General features: G+C 70.2%; 15 protein-coding genes and 3 pseudogenes. 7 read left to right on the top strand and 11 right to left on the bottom strand.

Annotated features, from left to right (window positions below):
* The gene (locus OHA21_RS09615; RefSeq protein WP_328472346.1) at positions 1-3,042 is read right to left on the bottom strand and encodes a family 78 glycoside hydrolase catalytic domain; all 3,042 of its coding nucleotides are present in this window, start codon (positions 3,040-3,042) and stop codon (positions 1-3) included.
* A gap of 191 nt (positions 3,043-3,233) precedes the next feature.
* On the opposite strand from OHA21_RS09615, the gene OHA21_RS09610 reads away from it, so the two are divergent.
* Complete coding sequence (locus OHA21_RS09610) at positions 3,234-4,271, top strand: LacI family DNA-binding transcriptional regulator (RefSeq protein ID WP_328472344.1); 1,038 nt, start codon at positions 3,234-3,236, stop codon at positions 4,269-4,271.
* Here OHA21_RS09610 and OHA21_RS09605 read toward each other — a convergent pair.
* The 5 genes and pseudogenes from OHA21_RS09605 to OHA21_RS09590 form a co-directional block, all read right to left on the bottom strand.
* Positions 4,268-5,527, bottom strand: coding sequence for an ABC transporter substrate-binding protein (locus tag OHA21_RS09605; RefSeq protein ID WP_328472342.1), 1,260 nt, complete (start codon positions 5,525-5,527; stop codon positions 4,268-4,270). The two genes, OHA21_RS09610 and OHA21_RS09605, sit on opposite strands and share 4 nt — an antisense overlap.
* A gap of 157 nt (positions 5,528-5,684) precedes the next feature.
* Positions 5,685-5,735 (bottom strand): annotated as a pseudogene (locus OHA21_RS09600) (hypothetical protein); the annotation flags it as partial.
* Positions 5,736-5,979: 244 nt separating this feature from the next.
* A pseudogene (locus OHA21_RS52680) lies at positions 5,980-6,264 on the bottom strand (glycoside hydrolase family 78 protein); the annotation flags it as partial.
* A complete protein-coding gene (locus tag OHA21_RS09595) occupies positions 6,261-7,082 on the bottom strand; it encodes a carbohydrate ABC transporter permease (RefSeq protein WP_328472340.1) in 822 nt (273 codons plus the stop codon). The pseudogene OHA21_RS52680 and the gene OHA21_RS09595, both read right to left, overlap by 4 nt.
* Positions 7,079-8,002, bottom strand: a complete 924-nt coding sequence (locus OHA21_RS09590; RefSeq protein ID WP_328472338.1) for a carbohydrate ABC transporter permease — start codon at positions 8,000-8,002, stop codon at positions 7,079-7,081. The genes OHA21_RS09595 and OHA21_RS09590 overlap by 4 nt, the downstream gene beginning before the upstream one ends.
* Positions 8,003-8,248: 246 nt before the next feature.
* On the opposite strand from OHA21_RS09590, the gene OHA21_RS09585 reads away from it, so the two are divergent.
* Positions 8,249-9,277, top strand: a complete 1,029-nt coding sequence (locus OHA21_RS09585; RefSeq protein ID WP_328472336.1) for a LacI family DNA-binding transcriptional regulator — start codon at positions 8,249-8,251, stop codon at positions 9,275-9,277.
* Between the two features lie 607 nt (positions 9,278-9,884).
* On the opposite strand, the gene OHA21_RS09580 is transcribed toward OHA21_RS09585, so the two are convergent.
* The 4 genes and pseudogenes from OHA21_RS09580 to OHA21_RS09570 all read right to left on the bottom strand — a co-directional run bounded on the left by OHA21_RS09580 (position 9,885) and on the right by OHA21_RS09570 (position 14,310).
* The gene (locus tag OHA21_RS09580) at positions 9,885-10,739 is read right to left on the bottom strand and encodes an aminotransferase-like domain-containing protein (protein ID WP_442875083.1); all 855 of its coding nucleotides are present in this window, start codon (positions 10,737-10,739) and stop codon (positions 9,885-9,887) included.
* A 367-nt stretch (positions 10,740-11,106) separates the two neighbouring features.
* A pseudogene (locus tag OHA21_RS52675) lies at positions 11,107-11,301 on the bottom strand (GntR family transcriptional regulator); the annotation flags it as partial.
* A gap of 493 nt (positions 11,302-11,794) precedes the next feature.
* Positions 11,795-13,795, bottom strand: a complete 2,001-nt coding sequence (ligA, locus tag OHA21_RS09575) for an NAD-dependent DNA ligase LigA (RefSeq protein ID WP_328472335.1) — start codon at positions 13,793-13,795, stop codon at positions 11,795-11,797.
* Positions 13,792-14,310: a winged helix-turn-helix transcriptional regulator gene (locus OHA21_RS09570; RefSeq protein WP_328472333.1), complete on the bottom strand. Its 519-nt coding sequence runs from the start codon at positions 14,308-14,310 to the stop codon at positions 13,792-13,794. Before OHA21_RS09570 ends, ligA begins: the two co-directional genes overlap by 4 nt.
* Before the next feature lie 94 nt (positions 14,311-14,404).
* On the opposite strand from OHA21_RS09570, the gene OHA21_RS09565 reads away from it, so the two are divergent.
* On the top strand, positions 14,405-15,001 hold the full coding sequence (locus tag OHA21_RS09565) for a dihydrofolate reductase family protein (RefSeq protein ID WP_328472331.1): 597 nt from the start codon (positions 14,405-14,407) through the stop codon (positions 14,999-15,001).
* Between the two features lie 247 nt (positions 15,002-15,248).
* Here the strand turns inward: OHA21_RS09565 and OHA21_RS09560 are convergent, their stop codons facing one another.
* Positions 15,249-15,977, bottom strand: a complete 729-nt coding sequence (locus OHA21_RS09560) for an SDR family NAD(P)-dependent oxidoreductase (protein ID WP_328472330.1) — start codon at positions 15,975-15,977, stop codon at positions 15,249-15,251.
* 68 nt (positions 15,978-16,045) lie between these two features.
* Between OHA21_RS09560 and OHA21_RS09555 the strand changes: the two genes are divergently transcribed.
* From OHA21_RS09555 to OHA21_RS09540, 4 genes are all read left to right on the top strand, one after another.
* The gene (locus tag OHA21_RS09555; RefSeq protein ID WP_328472329.1) at positions 16,046-17,932 is read left to right on the top strand and encodes a hypothetical protein; all 1,887 of its coding nucleotides are present in this window, start codon (positions 16,046-16,048) and stop codon (positions 17,930-17,932) included.
* 68 nt (positions 17,933-18,000) lie between these two features.
* Positions 18,001-19,260 carry a CHAT domain-containing protein gene (locus tag OHA21_RS09550; protein ID WP_328472328.1) on the top strand — a complete coding sequence of 420 codons (1,260 nt, stop codon included), beginning with the start codon at positions 18,001-18,003 and terminating at the stop codon, positions 19,258-19,260.
* Between the two features lie 19 nt (positions 19,261-19,279).
* Positions 19,280-20,947, top strand: a complete 1,668-nt coding sequence (locus OHA21_RS09545) for a CHAT domain-containing protein (RefSeq protein WP_328472327.1) — start codon at positions 19,280-19,282, stop codon at positions 20,945-20,947.
* Positions 20,944-22,188 carry a hypothetical protein gene (locus OHA21_RS09540; protein ID WP_328472326.1) on the top strand — a complete coding sequence of 415 codons (1,245 nt, stop codon included), beginning with the start codon at positions 20,944-20,946 and terminating at the stop codon, positions 22,186-22,188. Before OHA21_RS09545 ends, OHA21_RS09540 begins: the two co-directional genes overlap by 4 nt.
* The last annotated feature ends 29 nt before the right edge of the window (positions 22,189-22,217 follow it).

Here is a 22,217-nt window from a genome sequence, read left to right as displayed (position 1 = left end):
TCAGCGGTTGGTGAAGGTGTAGGTGCCGGACGGCACCCGGTAGACGGCGTAGCCGCCGTCGGTCCGCACGAAAGAGGCGCGGTGCGGGGTGGCGCCGGCCTTGCCGCCCAGGGTGGGCGCCCAGACCTCGGCGGTCGTGTTCGGCGGGACGGTGACGGTCAGCCGCAGCCGGTCGCCGTCACGCTTCCATTCCGAGCGGGCCTCGCCCTGCGGCGTGACATACGACCCGCGCACGAACGTCAGGTCACCGACGACCTTGGGCTGGATGACCAGCTCGCGGTAGGCGACCGAGCCGTCGGCGGCGCGGATGCCGGCGAGCCCGGCGTGGAACCACTCCTCGATCTGGGCGAGGATCATGTGGTTCTTCGAGTCGCCGCGGTTCCACCGCTCGCCGATGGTGGTCATGCCGCCGGGGTTCGCGACCGTCGACTCCATGAAGTAGCCGTAACTGGGCTGCTCGTTCTCCTGGAGCAGGTCCCAGAGCACGTCGTCGCGGCCGCCGGCGGACAGCGCCCCGACGATCGGCGCCATGCCGATGGTGCCGCCGCTGAAGTGCGGGCCGTCGCCTTCCGGGTGGAACGCGTAGACCAGCTCGACCAGGGCGTCCAGGACGGCCTGCCGTTCGGTCTCCGGCACGAGACCGGCGTCGAGGGCGAGCGCCTGGGCAGCCTGGGTGGCTTTCCCGTCGGCCACGTAACGGCGCTGCGCCGGATCCCAGAAGGCCGCATTGAACGCGGTTTTGATGTCGGCTGCCAGCGCCGCATACCGAGCCGCGTCCGCCTGATGTCCGGTGAGGCGGGCCAACTCGGCCAGCTCCTTGATCATCAGGTAGTAACCCCAGGTGCCCGTGATCTTCCCGGAGGTCTGGTCGGCGGCGACCCAGTCGGCGAGGGCCGCGTCGACGATGTTGCCGCTTGCTTTCTGCCGGGCGATGTAGTCGGCGAACGCCACCATCTGCCGGTAGTACCGCTCGGCAGTAGCAACGTCGCCGTAGAGCTGCCGCAGGAAGCCGGGCACCAGGATGATCGCGTTACCCCAGTTGATCTCGTCACCGAAGCGGCCCTCGTAACCCCAGTCGTACACCGGGGTCTTGAGCGCCACGTTGCCGAACATCGGGGTGTCCGCCATCGACTGGCCCTCGACCAGGTGCCGCTCGTGCGTACGCAGGTAGGCGCCCAGGTCGAAGTTGCGGTGGATCGAGCCCATCGGCATCGTGTAGTCCGCCGGGTAGGACAGCTTCTCGCGTCCCGGGCAGTCGGTGAAGACGCTCATCATGTTGCCGGCGAACGAGTACCAGGCCATCTTGTGGATCCGGTTGACCCGCGCGTTGGACGTGGTGACCGAGCCGGCGATCGGGGTGTCGGCCTGCACCCGCAGCCCGGTGATCGTCTCAACACTCGGCACGTAGTCCGAAGGCAGCCCGGTGACCTGCACCCACTGCATGCCGAAGTAGTTGAAGTCCGGCCGCCAGCTCTCCCCGCCGGACAGCCCGGCGGTGGTGTAGGTGTTGAACAGGTCGGTGCCGCGACGGCCGCCACCGCCCATCAGCGACGCCTGGTCCACAGTGCCGTCAGCCGCGAGCGACTCGGCCGGCGAGATCCGGATCGTGGTGCCGGCCGGCACCCCCGCCGTCAGTTCGAGCTGCGGGAAGCCGACGATGTTCTGCCCGAAGTCGAACACCCAGGTGCCGGGCGCAGGGTTGGTGACCGTCTTCGGGGTGAACCGGTCCATGATCTTGATCGGTGGCGCGGTGCGGCCGACCAGTTTCGTGGCCAGGTTCGGCGGCGGTGCGATCCCGGCGGCGATCCAGCCGGTGGCGGTGCCGTCGCGCCGCTTCGCGGCAGCCGACAGGTCCGATCCGGCCCGGTCCCATCCGGGCTGCTCACGCCGGGCGTCGTGGTCCGAGCCGGAGTACCAGGCATCGGTGACCAGCGGGCCCAGCGCGGCACGCCACTCACGGTCCGAGACGATCACGCTCTTGAAACCGTTGGTGTACGACACCTCGAGTCGCGCGATGAGCCGGGGTGTGACCGCCGCCCCGGCGCTGGCGTCGCTCGCGGCGATGTTGTTGCCCGACCCGGTGACGGTGGCCCCGGCCGGATGCGGCTTCGACAGCCCCGGCGTGAAGGTGATGTCCGTGGCGCCGATCGCCGTGATGACGCGCGATTCCAGGTTGTCGCCGCCCCCGCCGGTGTCCACGTTGATCGTCCCGCCGACGTGGTAGCCGGTGACCGCGCTCAGCGGCACCGTGGTCGCGCCGGCCTCGACGTCGGCGGTCAGGGTCCCGCTGCCCTTGAGCTGGCTCTGCCACCACGAGTACGGCGCGGTCCGCCCGACCGCCGGGTTCGTCACGCTGCGCCGCACGTAGGCGGGACCGTTGCCGAGGCGTACCCCGACGGTGTTGCCGCCGCGACGCAGCTCGCCGGTGATGTCGTAGACCCGGTACTCGCTGGAGAGCTGGTAGTTCGAGTAGCCGGGCGCGAGCACCTCGTCGGTGAGTTCGCGGCCGTTGAGGCTGGGCAGGTGCATGCCGACGCCGGAGAGGTAGAGCCGGGCGTGGCTGACCTTGCGGCGCGGGTCGACGGTGAACTGGCGGGCGAAGAACGGCATCGGCTGGGTCTCGGCGCGTTCCGGGTACTCGATCCATCTCGCGTCGCCCCAGTCGTCCGGGCGCAGCAGGCCCATCTCCCAGGTGGACGGCTTGCTCCAGTCGGACGCGCGCCGGTCGGCGCCCCAGACCCGGACCTGCCAGCTCAGGCGCTGCCGGGAGGTGAGGGCTTTGCCGGCGTACCGGACGCCGGACTGGATGGCGGAACTGATCCGGCCGGAGTCCCAGAGCAGCCGCCCGCCCAGGTCGCTGACGCGTACCTGATAGGCGGTCTGCCGGTCGGCGGCAGCCGATCGGGTCTCGGCGAAACGCCAGCTGAGCACCGGGTTGGGGTTGTCGAGGCCGAGCGGTTGATCGGGCCGGCCGTCGACGCGCAGGTCGACGACGCGCACGGCCGGGCCGGTGGCGTGGGCCGGGGTGGGCGTCAGCGTCACGACGAGGCCCAGTGCGACGAGGGCACCTACAGTTCTCCTTGCAACTTTCATGGGATCGCCTTTTCTGAAACGTTTCACGGACGGAGCGGAGCGTGGGTAACGTTTTCCAAAGCGTTTCCGCGACCCTAAAAGCAGGGGCCGAGGACGGTCAAGACCTATGCTGGGCAACGTTGCCCAGACAGGGAGATCGGATGCCGAACGGTCCAGCGCCCGCACGCCGGGTCACGATTGTCGATGTGGCCAGGCACGCCGGGGTGTCCACCACGGCGGTGTCGAAGGTGCTGCGTAACGCGTACGGTGCCAGCCCCGAGATGCAGGCCAAGGTCCGCGCCGCGATCGACGAGCTCGGCTACCGCCCGTCCGCGGCGGCGCGCGGGATGCGGGGCCAGACCTACACCATCGGCGTGATGCTGCCGGACATCCGCAACCCGTTCTTCGCCGACGTCCTCGACGGCATCAACGCGCAGCTCGGCGGCACCGACTACCAGGTGCTGATCGCCTCGGCCTGCAACGACGAGGCCGGCGAGGCCCACGTCACCGACGCCATGATCGACCGCAACATGGACGGCGTCGTCCTGATCGCCCCGCTGACCTCCCGGCAGCGCCTCGAGCGCATCGCCCGTACCGTGCCGACCGTGGTCATCGGCCGGCACGGCAACTCGGCCGCGTACGACACCGTTGCCGACGACGACTTCACCGGCGCCGGCCTGGTCGTCGCCCATCTGGCCGAGCTCGGCCACCGCCGCATCGCCCACATCGAGCACCTGGAGACCGACCCGGTGCGGCTGCGGGAGATGCCGAACGCGGTGCGCGCCGACGGGTACCGGCACGCCATGCACGTCCACGGTCTCGGCGAGTTCATCGACGTCGCTTCCACCACGTACACCCAGCCGGGCGGCTATCTCGGCGCCAAACAACTGCTGGACCGCCCGCAGCGCCCGACTGCGATCTTCGCCGGCGCCGACATCGTCGCGATGGGCGTGCTGGACGCGCTCACCGAGGCCGGGCTGTCGGTACCCGGCGACATCTCGGTCGCCGGGTACGACAACACCACGTTCGCCGCGTTCGGCCCGATCAGCCTGACCACGGTGGACCAGGCCGGCCACGAGATCGGCGCGAACGCCGCCCGCCTGCTGCTGGACCGCATCGCCGACACGGTCCGGCCGGCCGCGCAGGTGAAGCTCTCCCCCACGCTGATCCCCCGCCGGTCGACGGCGCCGATCTCCTAGGAACCGGCCTTGTAGTCGGTGTCCATGTCGGTGAGGACCTTGTCCGCGGTGGTCTGGTCGCTGAAGATCTCCTGCAGGCCGCTGAGCATGGTCTGCTGGACCTTGGCGTTGGGCCACAACTGGTCCATGAACGGCACGGTCTTGTTGTCCTTGACGTACGTGGTGAGCTCGGTCAGGCCGGGGTCGACGGTGGTGCCGGCCTCGGGCAGGGTGGGCAGGCTGCCCTGGGTCTCGTTGAACAGCTTCATGCCGGCCGGGGACATGACGTAGGTGACGAACTTGAGCGCGAGCTCCTTGTTCTTCGCCTTCGCGTTGATGCCGTACCCCGCTCCGGCGGCCGCCGGCATGATGAACTGCGCCGGGTCGTCGGTGGCCGGCAGCGCCTTCATGGTGAACTTGCCGTCCGGGCTCTTCTGCTTGAGCAGGCTGACGATCCAGTTGCCCTGGATGATGCCGAGCGTCTTACCGGTCGCCGCGAGGGTCTGGCTGGCCTCGTAACTGGTGCCGAGCGGGTCCTTCTGGAAGCAGCCGGCCTTGGACATCTCCTGGTACTTGGCCATCGCCGTGGTCCACTGGGAGTTCGCGAAGGTGGCCTGCCCATTGGCCATCTTGGTGTCGAAGTCCTTGTCGCCGCTGTAGACGGTGGTGGCGACCAGGGCGTACAGGACCAGCTGGGTGACCCAGTTGTCCTGGATGCCGAGCGCGAACGCCGGAGTGCCCTTGCCTGCGGCGGCCTTGCAGAAGGCGAGCAGGTCGGTCCAGGTGCCCGGCGCGGTGAGCCCGGCCGCGGTCATCGCGGCGTCGTTGTAGACCGCGCCGATGCCGTTGAGGCCGAACAGCGCGTTGTACGTCTTGCCCTCGTACTGGGCGACCTTCTTGAACGCGTCCGGCAGCTGCGACGCCCACGGCTGGTCGGACAGGTCCATCAGATAGCCGGGCTTGGCGATGACGTACGTGGCGCCCGGGTTGCCGTTGCCCGGCCAGACCGTCATCACGTCCGGCGCGGTTCCGGACGCCAGCTGCGTACGAATCTGCTGTTGATATTGATCGGCGCCGCTGGTGGTGAGGTTGACCGTGATGCCGGGGTTGGCGGCCTTGAAAGCTTCGACGACCTTCTCGACGGAGCCCTGGTCGACCGAGGCGATGGTCAGCACGGTGTTGTTCTCGTCGCCGTCGGAGCCGGAGTTGGTGCCGCCCGAGCAGCCGGCCAGCAGTGTCAAGGCCGCGAGGGCGACCAGGGCCTTTCGTGACTTCATGGTTTCTCCCGCGTTGGAGATTGATCAGTCGGAGGCGGTGAAGGTGTAGCGGCCGGAGGTCAGCCGCAGGGTGTCCCCGTTGCCGGGGACTTGCAGTAGGGCGGTGCCGGATCGAGTAACCCCAGGACGGGTATTCGTTCTGGTGCAGCAGCGCGTAGGCCAGATCGGCGCGGCCGTGCTCGGCGAGCACCGGGCACAGCAGCGGCACGCCGACGAAGCCGGTGGTCAGGCGATTGCCGAGGCCGGCGAGGTCGGCGGCCAGGCGGGGCGACGGCGTTGCCGGTCAGGTGCGGCGGGAGCAGATCAAAACCGAGGGCGAGGAGGTACGCGGTTTGCGTACCGCCTTTGACGCTGCCGTCGTTGCTGACGTACACGTCGGTGAAGGCTCTCTTGACCGCCGCGTGCAGCCCGCGCGTCCCGTCGGCGAACTCCACGGAATCGAACCAGCTCTGCGCGCTGCCCGCGGCGGCGCCGGACTCGTCCCACACCTCGATCCGCCAGTGATACCGGGTCGCGGACCGCAGCGCCGGACCCGCCCAGGCGATCAGCAGGGTCTCGTCGCTGTCGCGGCGGCCGGTGTCCCGGACCAGCTCGCCGTCGAGGGTCGCAGTGATCCGGTAGCCGCTCTGGGCAGCGCCGCGGCGCTCGCTCTCCAACTTCCAGGAGAACCGCGGCTGCTTCTCGTCCAGACCGAGCGGCTCGGTGCGCTGCTCGGTCTGCAAGCCGTCAGGGATCATCCCTTCAGCCCTCCCGCGAATCCGTTGATGATGCTGCGCTGCAGGACCAGGTAGACGGCCAGCACCGGAATGATGCTGATCAGCAGCGATGCGAAGATCAGGTTCCAGTCGGCGGCGTACTGGCCGACGAACCCGGCGATCGCGACCGGCATGGTCTGCTGGTCGCTGCCGCTGAGATAGAGCAGCGGGGTGAAGAAGTCGTTCCACACGCTGACCGCGTTGAGCACCAGCGCGGTGACCGTGATCGGCTTCAGCATCGGGAAGATGACGTGCCGGAACGTCTGCAACGGCGAACCACCGTCGATGAACGCCGCCTCCTCGAAATCGCGGGGCAGCGCCCGCAGGAAACCGACGTAGAGGAACGTCGTGAACGGCACCTGCAGACCGGAGTAGAACAGCACGAGGGACCAGACCGAGCCGAGCAGGCCCAGGTCACGCACGGTCTGGTAGAGCGGCAGCGCGGCGAGCTGGAACGGCAGGATCAACCCCAGCATGATCAGCAGGAAGGCGCCGCGGGACCAGTGCGCGGTGCTTCGGGCCAGGGGGTACGCGGCGAGCGCCGACACCGCGAGCACGATGAGCACGCTGACCACCGTCACCACGACGCTGTTGATCAGGGCGCCGCCCAGTCCGGCCACCTGCCACGCTTCGGTGAAGTTGCTCAGCGTGGGCGATCTGGTCAGGCTGAGCGGCGAGGAGGTGTCGCCCGGCGCCCGCACGGCCAGGTTGACCAGGACGTAGACGGGGAAGGCGAAGACGATCGCCACGGCGATCATGGCGAATTCCAGAGCGAAGGTACGCGCGGTGTAGCGGTTCATGACGCCGCCTTCTCGTTGCGGGACAGGACGGCGTACTGGCCGGCCGAGGCGACGGCGACGATGGCGGTCAGCACCACGGCCAGGGCGATGCTGTAGCCGAACTCGCCGAGAGTGAACGCGTCCTTGTAGATCAGCGTGGAGATCGTGTCGGTGGCGTGGCCGGGTCCGCCGCCGGTGAGCGCGTACACCTGGTCGAACAGCTTGATCCCGCCGATGATCGACAGCATCAGGTTGATCGTGATGGCCGGGGCGAGCAGCGGCCGGATGATCGACCAGAACCGGCGGACCGGCCCGCTGCCGTCGATGGCGGCCGCCTCGTAGATCTCCCGCGGCACCGACTGCAATCCGGCCAGGAAGATGACCATCGAGTAGCCGGCGAACTGCCAGACCACGACCAGCACGACCATCCAGAGCGCCCGGTCGGGGTCGCCGAGCCAGTTCCGCCCGTCCAGGCCGACGGCGTTGAGCAGGCTGTTGACCGCGCCGTCGGGGCCGAGCAGGTTGCGCCACAGGTAGGCGGTGACGATCGGGGTGATCACCGCCGGGGCGAACAGCAGGACACGCAGGAAGTTGCGGCTCTTGATGGCGGTGTTGACGCCGAGGGCGAGCAGCAGGCCGATGCCGTTCTGGATGACGGTGATGGCGACCGCGATCAGCAGGGTGTGCCAGATGGCCTGCAGGGCGTCGGGGTCGTCGGCGATGGCGGTGAAGTTGTCCAGGCCGATGAAGGAGAAGTCGGGGTCGAGCCCGTCCCAGTCGGTGAAGGCGTAGTAGACGCCGCGGGCGCTGGGCACCAGCACGACGAAGGCGAACAGCAGCAGCGCGGGAAGCATGAACCACCAGGGCGGCGCTGCGAAGTGCCGGCGCCGCGGCGTGCCGGCCACCTGCGCCGGGACGCGTTCTTTCACGTCGAGTGTCACGGGAGACCCACTTCGTTGAATCGTTTCATAGCGCAGGGGCAATTCGTTGCGGACAGCGCGGGGCTGGCGGCGACCCAACAGGCGTCGCGGCTCCGACGTGTGGCGTGGGTAACGTTTTCCAATTTGTTTCGCCGACACTAAGAGCAGATGGCAGGAAGCGTCAAGAGGTTACCGATGATCACGGGTCTGGCCTGGGAGTTGCCGCAGCCCTAGACTGGGCAACGTTTTCCAGGGGAGGGAGATCGGATGGGTTCCGGGCCGGCACGACGGGTCACGATCGTCGACGTGGCCCGGCACGCTGGGGTCTCCACCACCGCAGTGTCCAAGGTGCTGCGGAACGCGTACGGGGCCAGCGCCGAGATGCAGGCCAAGGTTCGCTCGGCGATCGCGGACCTCGGGTACCGCCCGTCCACTGCCGCGCGGGGGATGCGCGGGCAGACGTACACCATCGGCGTCACCCTGCCCGACTTCCGCAACCCGTTCTTCGCCGACGTCCTCGACGGTGTGACCGCCGCCCTCGACGGCACCGACTACGTGCAGATGCTGTCCCGCTGCTGCAACGACGAGGCCGCCGAGGCCCGCATCCACGACGCCATGATCGACCGCAACATGGACGGCCTGCTGCTGATCGCCCCCACCGGCAGCCGCTCCCACCTCGAACGCGTCGCCCGGGCCGTCCCCACCGTCGTGGTCGGCCGGCACGGCACCGCCACCAGCTACGACACCGTCGCCGACGACGACTTCACCGGCGCCGGCCTGGTCATCGCCCACCTCGCCGCGCTCGGCCACACCCGGATCGCCCACATCGAACACCTGGAGACCGACCCGGTCCGGATGCAGGAGATGCCCAACGCCATCCGAGCCGCCGGCTACCGGCATGCCATGAATGCCCACGGCCTGGGCGAGTTCATCGACATCGAGTCGACGTCATACTCGCGCGAGGGCGGTTACGTCGGCGCCCAGCGCCTCCTGACCCGACACCCCACAGCCATCTTCGCCGGCGCCGACATCGTTGCGATGGGCGTGCTGGACGCCCTCACCGAAGCCGGCCTATCGGTGCCCGGAGACCTTTCGCTCGCCGGTTACGACAACACGATGTTCGCGGCCTTCGCCCCGATCAGCCTGACCACCGTCGACCAGGCCGGCCACCACATCGGCTCGGAGGCCGCCCGCCTGCTGCTCGACCGCATCACCAACCGCAACCGCCCGGCGGCGCAGGTCAAGCTCTCCCCCACTCTGGTCACCCGCCGAACCACGGCTGCCATCCCACAATGACCCGCGGTGCCTTTGCGCACCGCAGCCCCAACTCGCGACGACCCGCAGCGCCCTTCGCACCACAGCCCCCAGCCTGCAACGATCCGCAGCGCCCTTCGCGCCGCAGCCCCTTCGCACCGCAGCCCCTTCGCACCGCAGCCCCTTCGCACCACAGCCCCTTCGCACCACAGCCCGTCGCACCACAGCCCCATCCCGCGATGATCCGCAGCGCCGTACACACCACGGCCTCAGCCCGCAATGACCGGCGCACCCGACCTCGCGCCCACACCTGGCCGAATGTTGCCGCCTGGCCTGCCTGTTTCAAGGCGTAGGCCAAATCGCAGCTATCTGGATCTAGCGGAGTCGCTGCGCGCGGCACCCCTGCGATCTTGTGCCGCTGTTCACCACCGGGTGCGCCGCCGCATGCGCCAATCCACCCAAGATCCGTTGCGGCGGTCGGTGCGCTTGAGATCTTGGGCTTGCGCCCACCGCCCGGTGTGCCCTGACACCCAAGATCCTCCCGGATACTGGATCTTGCGCCTCCGACCACCGCGGAGTGTGGGTCAAAGCCCAAGATCGCAGCAGGACGGGCGGCCGGCCGGTGTCGCCGCGCGAGGGCGGCCAGGTGTTACACGGCGTCGGCGCAGTAGGCTCGAGTTGCCGCGACCAGTGCTTCCACTGCGCCGTCGTACATGGGTTGCGGTGGAGTGGCGTAGCCGACGACCACGCCCAGCGGCGAGTCCTGCGGGCGATGACGGAACGAGCTGAGACCGTCAACGGCGACCCCGTGCGCGGCCAGCCGATCGAGCAACTCCTGCTCGGCTGAGGGCGGGCCGGGCAGTTCGAGGACCGCGTGCAGTCCGGCCGCGATCCCGGACAGCCGGGCGCCGGGCAGCTGAGTGGCGACCGCCCGGCCCAGCCGGTCGCGCCGCTGACGGTAGCGGGTGCGGCAGCGGCGCAGATGCCGGTCCAGGTCACCGCGCCGGATCATCGAGGCGAGCGCCAGCTGGTCGATCACGTTGACGTGGGTCTCGTCGAAGCGCAGTACCTCGCGCAGGGCCGGGACGAGGTGGGTGGGCGCGGCAAGCCAGGCGATGCGCAGGGCTGGGGCGATCGATTTGCTGGCAGTTCCGGTGTAGACGACATGCTCGGGATCCAGGCCCTGCAGCGCGCCGACCGGCTGGCGGTCGTAGCGGAACTCGCCGTCGTAGTCGTCCTCGACGATCACCGCGCCGGTTCGCCGGGCCCAGGACAGCAGTTGGAGGCGCCGCTGAGCGCTGAGTGTGAAACCGAGCGGGAACTGGTGCGCCGGAGTGACCACGGCCGCCGCCTCGTCGGTGAGGTCGTCGACGAGCAGCCCGTCCCGGTCCACCCCGATGCGGTTCACCCGCAAGCCGGCCATCTCGGCGACGGCTGGGCATTCCGGCAGCGTCGGATCTTCGAAGGCGATCGAGGCTCCGGCACAGTTCAACGCCTGGCACACGATTCGCAGCGCGTGGGTGTATCCCGCGCAGATGATGATGTGCTCCGGTGTGGGTGATGACGCCCCGGGCCCGGCCGAGGTAGTCCGCCAGGGCCTCCCGCAGTGCCGGGCTGCCGGTCGGATCGCCGTAGCCGAAGGTGGAATGCGGAGCCGACTGCAACACCTGCCGGGTCGCGGCGAGCCACTCCCGGCGGGGGAACATCGACAGGTCAGGCAGGCATGGCCGCAGGTCGAACCCGCTGACCGGCGGCCGGTAGGACGGCGCCGGCGGCAGAGCCGGGCCGGGAGCCGGATCCGATCGCGGCGCCACCGTCATGCCGGATCTCGGCTGCGCCGACAGGTATCCCTCCGCGGCCAGCTGCTCGTAGACCTGGCTGACCGTGCCGCGCGCAACGCCGAGCTCCTGCGCGAGCGCCCGCGACGAGGGCAGGCGGCTGCCGGGCGCCAGCTGCCCACGTCGCACCGCATCCCGCAGAGCCTGCTCGAGCCCGTTGCGCAGACCGTGCTCCCGGTCGATGCGCAGATGAAGGTCCAGGCCGATTCTGGCCCACTGATCCGACATGCAACTGGACTATAGCGGTGGGCCAGAAGCTTCCTAGATTGAACGCATGAGACACGTAGCCATGGCCGTCGGCCTCACCACCCACCATCTCGGACCAGTCACATCAGACGACAGCGCACCTCCCAGGCATGCCCGGCCGCGCTGGACGTGGCCGCGCCGAATGCTGCGCGCACGCCATCCGGCGCGCAGCCCTTCGCCCTCGCCGTGAGCGCCCGGACCGACCCCCAGCCTGACGGGGATGCCGCACCGCGCAAAGGCGGCAAACCGGACCACGCAAGGCAGCAAAAGCCGGACCGGGCAAAGCGACTAAACCAGACGGCGCAAGGCGGCAAGCCGGATCGCGCAGGGCGGCAAAGCCGGACCGGACCGCGCAGGGCGGCAGAGCCGGACCGGACCACGCAAGGCCGCAGAGCCGGACCGGACCGCGCAAGGCGGCAGAGCCGGACCGGGCCGAACGCAAGGCGGGCAGGCGCCGCCAACGCGGCGCTTGATGTCAGGCCGAAGCCGCCGCCTCCTGCACCATCGCCGCGAACTCCTCGGCCTCGACCACCGCCACGCCCAGCGACTGCGCCTTGGCCAGCTTGCTGCCCGCCCCGTCACCGGCGACCAGGATGTCGGTGTTCTTGCTGACCGAGCCCGACACCGTCGCGCCCAGCCGGGCCGCCGCCTCCTGCGCCTCGGTCCGGCTGAGCCCGGGCACCGAGCCGCTCACCACGACCTTCTTGCCGTCCCACGGCTTGGGCCCGGCGGTCTCGACGACCTGCATGGTCAGCCCGTGCGCCGCCAGCCGGTCGATCACGTCGCTCATCGCGGCCAGCCCGTCCACCACGTGCTGCGCCTTGATCAGGCCCATCTTGTCGATCTGCGCGATCTCCTCGACCGTGGCGGCGCGCAACGCGTCCATCGTCTTGAAGTGCGCCGCCAGCCACCGCCCGACGCTGCGCCCGGTCATCCGGATGCCGAGGCCGGTGACGACCCGGTTGAACGGCTGATTCTTGCTGGCCTCCAGACCCGCGATGATCCGCTCGGCGTTGTTGCGGCCCAGCGTCACCGTCCCGCCGGCCGCGGTCTTGCCGACCGGCAGCTCAGCGATCCCGTCGGCGGTCAGGTCGTAGAGGTCGGCCACGTTGCGGGCCAGGCCCTGCTCGACGAGCGTGTCGCAGAACGAGTCGCCGGCGCCGTCCACGTCGAGGGCTTCGCGGCTGCACCAATAGGCGAGGGCGTTCGCCGCTGCGCAGGAGGCGGTGTGGCAGCGCCAGAGCAGGCTCGACTTGTCCCACGGCTCGCCGCACTGCGGGCACTGCTCGGGCGCCGCCCACGGGGTGAGGCCGTGGGGCTGCTCGCCGATCGGCGAGGTGACGCGCGGGATCACGTCACCGGCCCGCCACACCGCGACCGTCTGCCCGATGGCCAGGCCCTGGTCGGCGACCCATTTCGGGTTGTGCAGCGTCGCGTAGGTGACCGTGGTCCCGGCCACGTAGACCGGCTCGACGATCGCCCGCAGACTGATCCGCCCGGTCCGGCCGACCCGCACCTGGATGTCACGCAGCACGGTGGAGGCGGTATCGGGCGCGTATTTGTACGCCGTTGCCCAATACGGCGTGCGGCTGGCCAGCCCGAGCCGGCGGCGGGTGCTCGCCAGGTTGGCCTTGATGACCGCGCCGTCGATCGGGAACGCCAGGTCGGCACGGCGCGCGCCGATCGTGTCGATGGCGGCGACCACCTCCTCGGCGGTGTGCAGCTCGCCCGCCACCTCGGGGATCAGGTGGCACGCCGCCGTGAACCCGAGCTCCTCGGCCCGATCCATGGCTTCGAGATGACTGGTGAACTCACCGCTGATCTCATAGGCCGCGAAGGTCATCGGCGCCTCGTAGTTCCGGTCGATCGCCCGGATCGACCCGGCCACGGCACCCCGCGAGTTGACGAACGCCTTGCTGCCGGCGGCAACCCGGTTGGCGCTGGCCGCCTCGAAGTCGGTGATCGTCATGTAGACCTCGCCGCGCACCTCACCGGTCCACGAGCCGGCCAGCTTCTCCGGCAGCCCGGCGATACCCCGCCGGACCTGGGACGTCACATCCTCACCGGTGGTGCCGTCGCCGCGCAGGGCGGCCAGGGTCAGAGCGCCGTCGACATACTCCGCGCGGATCGCTAGACCGTCGAGCTTCACCTCGACCAGGCAGCCGTCACCGCCGAGCGTGGCGACGAACTCGGTCGCCTCCTCCGGTGTCTTGATCTTGTCGAGGGAGAGCATGGCGACGGGATGCCGCACGTCGCCACCTGCCGAGGCGCCGGCCGCGACCGCGGTGGTGATCCCCCGGTCGTCCCACCCCGGGTTGGCCGCGACGGCCGCCGCGATCCGGTCGGCGAGCACGTCGTAGTCGGCGTCGGTCATCAGGGCGTCGCCGGTGTCGTAATACAGCTCGGCGGCCCGGCGCGCCTGCTCCACCGCCTCGTCGAACTCGGCACGGGTGGAGAACGGGATGCTCGCGGTCATGGGGTGAGACTACGACCGGGGTCTGACACTTTTGATACCTCAGCAAGGTACGCAGCGGTCAGTTCGCCGAGCACGGACGGCGTACCCGATGGCCTCGGAACGCCGAGGTGCAGCTCGCGCAACTCGTCCTCGAACCGTGCCCACAGCGGAGGCCCGCCGCGTTCCAGCAGCTCAGCGCGGATGGACAGCTCGGGCGTCACCGGCAGGTGCCGGCGCCCCCAGGCGCCGAGATGGGCCAGGACCGGGACCAGCTGGATGGACTTCTCGGTCAAACTGAGCAGAATGCGCTGCTTGTGGCGGGGATCCGGCGCCGAACTGATCATCCCCAGGCCGGTCAGCCGGTGCAGCCGGTCGGCGAGGATGTTGGAGGCGATCCCCTCCTCGGACTGGGTGAGCAGCGCCCGGAAATGCCGCCGGTTGCCGAACATCATGTCCCGGATGATCAGCAGCGACCACTTGTCCCCGAGCACCTCGAGGGACAGGTTGATCGGGCAGCCGGAGCGGCGCTCGTCCACGTTTCCTCCTCAGAACCACTTGCAGCTTACAACCGGTATTCGCTACGGTCCAAACCAGTAGCAAGTCACAACCGGTCGACTGGAGGAAAGCGCCATGGGCTTCGTCAATGCCGCCATCTCGGTGTCCGCCGACGGTTACGTCGCCGGACCGAACCTGAGCGCCGACAAGCCGTTCGGCGACGGCCCGACCGACGAGCTGCACCGCTGGATGTTCGACACTCCGGAGGAGAACAAGGAGATTCTGGACGAGTTGCTCGCCGCCGACGCCTTCATCATGGGCCGCAACATGTTCGGCCCGATCCGCAACGAATGGGATCTGTCCTGGCGGGGCTGGTGGGGCGACGAGCCGCCGTACCACAAGCCGGTCTTCGTCCTCACCCACCATGCCCGCGAGGATCTGCCGATGGCCGGCGGCACCACGTTCCACTTCGTCACCGGCGGCATCCACGACGCGCTCGAGCAGGCCCGCAAGGTCCCCGGCGAGGGCCGCGTCGCGATCGCCGGCGGCGCGGCGACCCTCAATCAGTATCTGGCGGCCGGGCTCGTCGACCAGCTCACCCTCACCATCGCGCCGGTCACCCTCGGCGCCGGCCAGCGCCTCTTCGAGGGCGTGCCCGCGCTCGATCTCGAACAGATCAAGGTCCGCACGGCGTCGCTGGCCACGCACATCACCTACCGCGTGGTTCGTTGAGAATCAAAGGTACGGGCATCCCGTTACCCAGAACTACACCTGCCCGCCGAGCCGCGCGATCACCAGCCCGCTCCAGGCCCCAGCGCGGCCGCCGGGAAACGGCAGGTGGTCACGCCGAAAGTGCTAAGCCCTCGCGGGCCTCTGCCGATCTGAACCCTTGGCGGGACGCCCGGCCCGGCGGAAGCAATGGTTCCCTGAAGGTCACATCCACCCACCGAATCCGGCCGGGCGCCACCGCCCTGCGCGGTCAGTGGTAGACGGGTGGCTTACCGCCCCACATCTCGACGACCGTGCCGGCCGCGCCGCCGTGGATCAGGTCGAGGACGACCGTGACGATGTCCTGCGGCGGGATCAGCGGGCGGGTGGCGGCCTGCTCGGCAGGGCTCAGCACGGCCCATTCCCGGTGGGCCCGGTCCAGGCCGATCCAGTCGGGGACGACGCACATCGTCCGGACCTGATGGCTGTCGGCCAGGCCGGCCGAGCTGGTCGTGAACCGGATCAGGCCGGCTTTGGCGGCGCCGTACTCCGGTGACGCGTACGGATCGGAAGCGATGCCCGCCGTCGACGCGATGTTGATGATCGCGCCGCCGCCCAGATCGCGCATCCGGTCGAGGACGAGCTGGCTGAGCAGCATCGGCGCGGTCAGATTCAGCGCGATCGTGGCGGTCCATTCGGCCGCGGTGGCGAACGGGTACTGATGGTTCGGCGTCCAGCCGCCCGCGTTGTTCACCAGGATCCGCGGCCCGCCCAGGTCGGCGGCCGCCCGCACGACGCGGTCCAGGTCGGCCGGCACCCGGATGTCGGCCTGCACCGCCTGCGCCGGCACCCCGAGCTCGCCGACGTCTCGTGCACACGACTCGGCCGCCACCGGGTCGGCGTCCGCGACGACCACACCGTGCCCGGATTTCGCCAGGCCGAAGACGATCTCGCGACCCAGCCCCGCACCACCTCCGGTGACGATCCCGATTCCGGCCATTGCGCCCACCTCCATCGATGTCACGAGAGGGCTGTGTACCCGGACGACGGAAGATGCACCATCGTGGAGTGGACAGCTCACCGGACTGGGCCGAGTCGATCAGGGCCGCCCGGCAGGTCAGTGGGTCGGTGACGCGCTGGGAGGCACTGGCCGCGGAGGCGGAAGAGGCCCCAGACGTGGTCCGTGCGCTCGTGTACGACGGCACGGGCGGGGCCCACCTGCGCCAGCACTGGGCCGGCGCCGGCCCCGACCACCTGGACGCTGCCATCGGCTGGTACCGGCGCGCCGCGGCGATCGCCCGGGACCCGGTGGCGACCGCGGTGTTCAGCAATCTCGGCCGCGCCCTCGAGAGCCGGTACGACGACCGGTACGACGACGGCGACCTGGACGCGGCGATCGACGCCTACCAGCAGGCCGGCGCCGACCTGTTCCTCGGCCGGGCGCTGCGCAGACGCGGGCACAGCGGCCCCGACCTCGACCGCGCCATCACGTTGCTGTCCTCGGCCGTCGAAGACGCCGACGACCCGGAGCCGATCCGCGAACTGGCCGGCGCGCTGCTGGATCGCCACGACACGGACGGAAACGGCGCGGACCTCGACCGGGCTGTCGATCTGTACCGGACGGCCGCCGCCACGACCGACCCGGAGCAGCTGGTCGCCGGATGCACGGGCCTGGCCAACGCTCTGCTGGTCCGCTTCCAGGAGCGCGGCGCCGACGACGACCTGGATCAGGCCATCGATCTCTACGAACAGGTGCAGCCGGACGCCGGCGACCTGTCGGCGACAGCCGCGCTGGCCCGCTCCAATCTGGCCGGCGCGCTGCTGGCCCGGCGCGACGCCCGCGGCGGCCCGGGTGATCTCGACCGCGCGATCTCCCTCTACGACCAGGCGAGTCGCTGCCCGGACCTGTCGCCGCGCCAGCACACCGGCATCATGAACAACGTCGCGGCGGCGCTGGACGACCGGTTCCACGCCCGCGGCGCGCTGGCCGACCTGGACGAGGCGGTCGCGACCTACACCGACGTGGTCGAGCAGACCCCGGTGACCTCGCCGGACCTCGCCGGCCGGCTGAACAACCTCGCGATCGCGCTACGGACCCGGCACGTGTACACCGTCCGGCTGGCCCCGCGGCTGACCGACGACCTGCGGGAGTCGATCTCCCGGCACCGCGAGGCGCTCGCCGCGGGCGGTGACACCCCGCTGCGGGCGGCGCTGCTGAACAGCCTCGGCAACGGTCTGCGCACCCGGTTCGACGCGACCGGTGACCACGACGAGCTGCGCGAGGCGATCACCTGTTTCGAGGACGCGGTGGCGGCCGCCCCGAACGACCCCGCCTACCTGAACAACCTGAGCACCGCCCTGGCCGCGCTCGGCGAAACCGCGCTGCTGGAGAGAGCGGTGACCGCGTCCCGGAAGGCGGTCGCACTCACCGTCGCGGGCGTGGCGGAGTATCCGCGGTATCTGCTGAACCTGGCGAATGCGCTGGCCGAACTGGGCGACCGGAACGACGACGCCGGCTTGCGGGCGGAGGCCACCGAGCGCTACCGGGAGAGCGGGCGGCTGGCCCTGCGAGCGTTACCCGGCGATGCTCTTTTCGGCGCGGCGAACTGGAGCGAGACGGCCGGGGCCGCCCAGCGGTGGACGGAAGTCGTGGAGGCGTACCGGATCGGGGCCGCCGCCACCGCGGCGCTCGTGAACGTCCAGGTACGACGGTCCGACAAGGAATCATGGCTGTCCATGGCGCAGGGCATCGCCGCGCGCGGCACCCTGGCGCTGGCCGGTCTCGGCGATGCCCGGGCGGCCGCGGTCGCCGCCGAGACGGGCCGGGCGGTGCTGCTCTCCGAGGCCCTGGAGGTGAGCCGGATCCGGCTCGAGCGGCTGGCCGACGCCGGGCACGGTGATCTGGTCACCCGTTACCGTGACGCCGCGGAGCGGACCATGCCGTCCCTCAGTTGACATCTGGACTTGGTCTTTCCGGCCACCCCACAATGATGCGGGCCACTGGACCGTGCACGGGTGAGGGCATGGAAGACAGCATGCTGGACCGGATCCGCGCCGCACGGCGAGACCTCGACGAGGTGATCGAGGAGATCCGCCGGGTTGACGGATATGAACAGTTTCTGGCGGCACCCACCTTCGACGACGTCGAGGAAGCGGCCGCCGATCAGCCGCTGGTCTACCTGGCGGCGGCCGACCTCGGCGGGCTCGCCCTGGTGGTTCGCGGCGACGATGTCGCCCACGTTCCGCTGCCCAAGCTGACTGAGCAGAGCCTGCACTCCATGGTGGACGACTTCCACCAGGGCTATGCCGCGTTCCGGGCCGACCGGCCGGCGCAGCTGGCTGCCTGGAACTCCACTCTGGACCGCACGACCCGGTGGTTGTGGGACGAGGTGATGGGCCCGGTCCTCGACGAGCTGCGCCCGGCACCGGCCGCGGTGCTGGTGGCCGGCGGGCTGCTGGGGCTGCTGCCGTTGCACGCCGCCTGGTACGAGGACTCCAGCGCCACGACCGGCCGACGCTATGCCCTCGACGAGCTGACCCTGAGCTACACGCCGAACGCCCGGTCTCTCACCGCCGCCCGGGAGCTGGCCGGCGGTCCGGCAGATCGGCTCCTGGCGGTGGTCGACCCGTCCGCCTCGCTGCCGTCCGTCACGGCCGAGGCGAGGGTCGCCGCCCTGGCGCTACCTGCCGGCCCCACCGCGCTCACCGGGCCGGCGGCCACCGTCGAACAGGTCCGCGACGCCCTCCAGCACGTCGATGTCGCCCACTTCGCCTGCCACGGCTACGCGAACCTGCTGACCCCGCTGGAGAGCGGCATCAACCTGGCCGGCGGACAGGCACTGACCCTGCGCGACCTGCTCAGCCTCAGCCTGCGCCTCCGGCTCGTCGTCCTGTCCGCGTGCGAGACGTCGACCCCCGGCACCGAGCTGCCGGACGAGGTGGTCTCGCTGCCCACCGGCATGTTGCAGGCGGGGGTCGGCGGCATCGTGGCCTCGCTGTGGCAGGTGCCGGACCGGCCGACGCTCGCACTGATGACCGAGTTCTACCGCCGCTGGCGCAAGGACGAGCCGGTCCCGGCCGCTGCGCTGCGCCAGGCGCAGCAGTGGGTCCGGGACACCACCAACGAGCAGAAACTGCAGGCGTACGACGACGCGCGTGCCGCCGGATCCCTGCCCGATGACGTCGCCGACGGCCTCAGCGAGGACCTGCTGCTGGAGGAGCCGGAGGAGCGCAGCGACGCCGGCCTGGACGCCTGGGCGGCGTTCGGCTTCGTCGGAGCCTGAGGCGAGGAGACGATCACCCGTGGACGAACCCGAGATCCGCCGCGTCGCGGAAGCGGCCCGGGCGCTGCTGAGCCGGATGGTGCCGGACGCCACCGAGGCGGCCCGGGTCGAAGCCGCGATCGGCGCCGCCCTGGCCCTGCCGCCCGGATCGGCCAGGAACGCCCTGTTGCGGGCCCTCGCGATCGACCCGAAAGTACGCGCCTGGTCCCGCGCGCAGTTGAACACGGAACGCCGCTACCGGTCCCTGGACCAGCGGCGGCACCTGGTGGCCCGGGCGCCGGAGCAGGTCGCGGCCGGTTCGAGGTTTCCGATCCAGGTGTACGTGGCCCGCCGCGCCCCGGGGAGCGGCACGTCGGCGCCGATGGACCTCGACGTCCCGCCGGACGGCGTCGACGTGTCGATCGCCGTCTGGGCGCCGGGGCTGGTCGCGGAGGGGGATCTGGAGCAGGACGTCCACATTCCCGCCGACGGTGACTCGGCGATGGTCCGGTTCAGTTTCACCGCCGTCCACGACGGGCCGCAGACCGTCCAGGTCGATGTCTACCGCGGCGGCACCCATGTCGGCGGGATGGTGCTGCAGATCGCAGTCGGCGCCGGCGCTGCCACCGCCGAGAGCTCGGTGCACGAGCCGCTCACCGACGTGCGGCTGGAGGACGGCGAGGTGACACTCCGGATCGCCAGGCAGGATGACGATCGGTACAGCTATCGCCTGATCGGCCCCGGCGCCGAGGTGGTCGAGCCGTCGGAACGGGTGGCCGCCGAGCCTCGCGACGAGGTCGCCGCCCTGGTGGCACAACTCGACGAGATGGCCCGCGGCGTGGGGCCGCACCGGGATCCGGCCGACCAGCTGAGCCGCCTGGAGAACCTCGGCGCGAACCTGTGGAACACCCTGCCACCGAAGATCCGGCAGCACTTCTGGGAGCTGGGAAAGATCGGCTGCCTCACCATCGACAGCGACGTCGACCTGCCGTGGGAGCTGATGTACCCGGTCCGCGAGACCGACCGGGCCGGCGGCTTCCTGGTCGACCGGATGCCGGTGCTGCGCCGGGTCCGCGGGCAGGACCGGGTGCGGACCCTGAAGGTGGTCAACAGCGCCTACGTGGCTCCGCGCGGGGCGCCCACGACCGCGCCGGGTGAGATCGCCGAGGTGCGTGCGTTGCTCGGCGCCGGGGTGGCCGACCTGGGCCGGATCCAAATCCTGCGCGACCTGCGGGCGCTGATCGAGACCCCGCCGAGCGTGCTGCACTTCACCTGCCACAACGAGTTCGACCGGACCACCGGTTCGGTGATCACCCTGGACGACGGCCCGTTCACCCCGGTCGACCTGTCGAAGGCCGTGGCCGGGCGGTACCTCACCGCGGCCACTCCCCTGGTCTTCCTGAACGCGTGCCGCAGCGCGGGTGAGATTCCGGCGCTGAACCGTCCGATGAGCTGGGCCGGTCAATTCATGGCGGCGGGCGCCGGGGTCTTCCTGGGCTCGCTGTGGGCGGTGCGCTCGAAGTCCGCGCAGCAGTTCGCGGCGGCCTTCTACGGCGCCTTCGTCACCCGCAACCTCGCGCTCGCCCAGGCGACCTTCGAGGCCCGTCAGGAGATCCGGGCTCTCGCCGGCGATCCGACCTGGCTGGCCTACACCGTGTACGGCAGCCCGTCCGCCGCGCTGGCCGACAAACCTGGAGGTGGGACATGACCAACAGCTACCAGAAGGAGTACGGGCTACGCCTGCGCGTCTCCGCCCTGCGCCGGGAGGTGTTCGAGCAGAACGATCCGGCATCCGAGCAGAGCCTGCTCGACGAGCTGACAACCGCGGAGCGCGCCCTCAGCAAGCTGGACCAGTCGCAGTCCACCGACGACGATCCGGCCGAGCTGGAGAACCAGCCGCTCGGTGGCCGGATCATCGACACCGCCGCGGCGCAGACCGAGGCCCTGGTCCACGAGGTGAGCGGGGAGGCGACCACCGGCCTGGACGCCCGGGCGGTGCTGCGCATGGCACAGGTGCCGACCTCGATCTACCACCTGTTCGACCGCGACGCGAACCCGCTGGTGACCTGCACCGTGCGCAACGCCAGCAAGGCGATCCGGCGGTTGCGGATCAGCTCGTTCGTGGAGGGCTACTCCGGCCGGGCGATCGACACCGTGGAGATCGAGCCGAACCAGACCGCCACGGTGGATCAACTGCCGACCCTGTTCCACCACCGGGTCCGCGATCTGACCGAGCTCACCGCGGCCTCGGTCAACATGCTGATCGAGGACCTGGACGGCAAGGTCGAGCTGCACAGCACCCGCGCCCTTCCGCTGCTGGCCCGCACCACCGCCCCGCTGGCGATCCGTGACCCGGCCACCGGCAAGTGGAGCGACGTCACGAAGTACTTCGGCGCGTTCGTGACCCCGAACGCGCCCACACTCATGCAGTTCCTCCGGGTGGTGGCGGAGCAGCTTCCCGACCCGCGCATGGTGGGCTACCTGGGCAGCGACGACGAGGTGGTCGCCCAGGTCGAAGCGATCTTCGGCGCCCTCAAGAACACCGGCATCATCTACGTCAACTCGGTGGTGTCGTTCAGCCCCGAGGAGGGCGCGGCGATGCAACGGGTACGGCTTCCGCGCGAGACCCTGAAGGACCGCGAGGCCAACTGCATCGACGGCACGGTGCTGGTCGCCAGCCTGCTGGAGGGCATCTCGATGAACCCGGCCATCGTGATCGTGCCCGGGCATGCCCTGGTCGGCTGGCAGAACCGGCCCGACGCCGACACGTGGTCCTATCTGGAGACGACGATGATCGGTACGAGCACGTTCGCCGAGGCCAGGGAATCAGCGGAGAAGATGGTCGCCACCTACCGGGACCTGGCCACTGCGACCAGCAACCCGGCCCTGTTCCGGCAGTGGTCGCTGAGCGATCTGCGTACCGAGCACGGCATCACCCCGATGGAGTAGCGCATCGCGACTTGTCGGTCTGCCGTCGT

It is taken from the genome of Actinoplanes sp. NBC_00393 (assembly GCF_036053395.1).
Classification (GTDB): domain Bacteria; phylum Actinomycetota; class Actinomycetes; order Mycobacteriales; family Micromonosporaceae; genus Actinoplanes.
The sequence above is the reverse complement of the archived record's forward strand: the minus strand, read 5'-3'. Positions and strand labels throughout refer to the sequence as shown.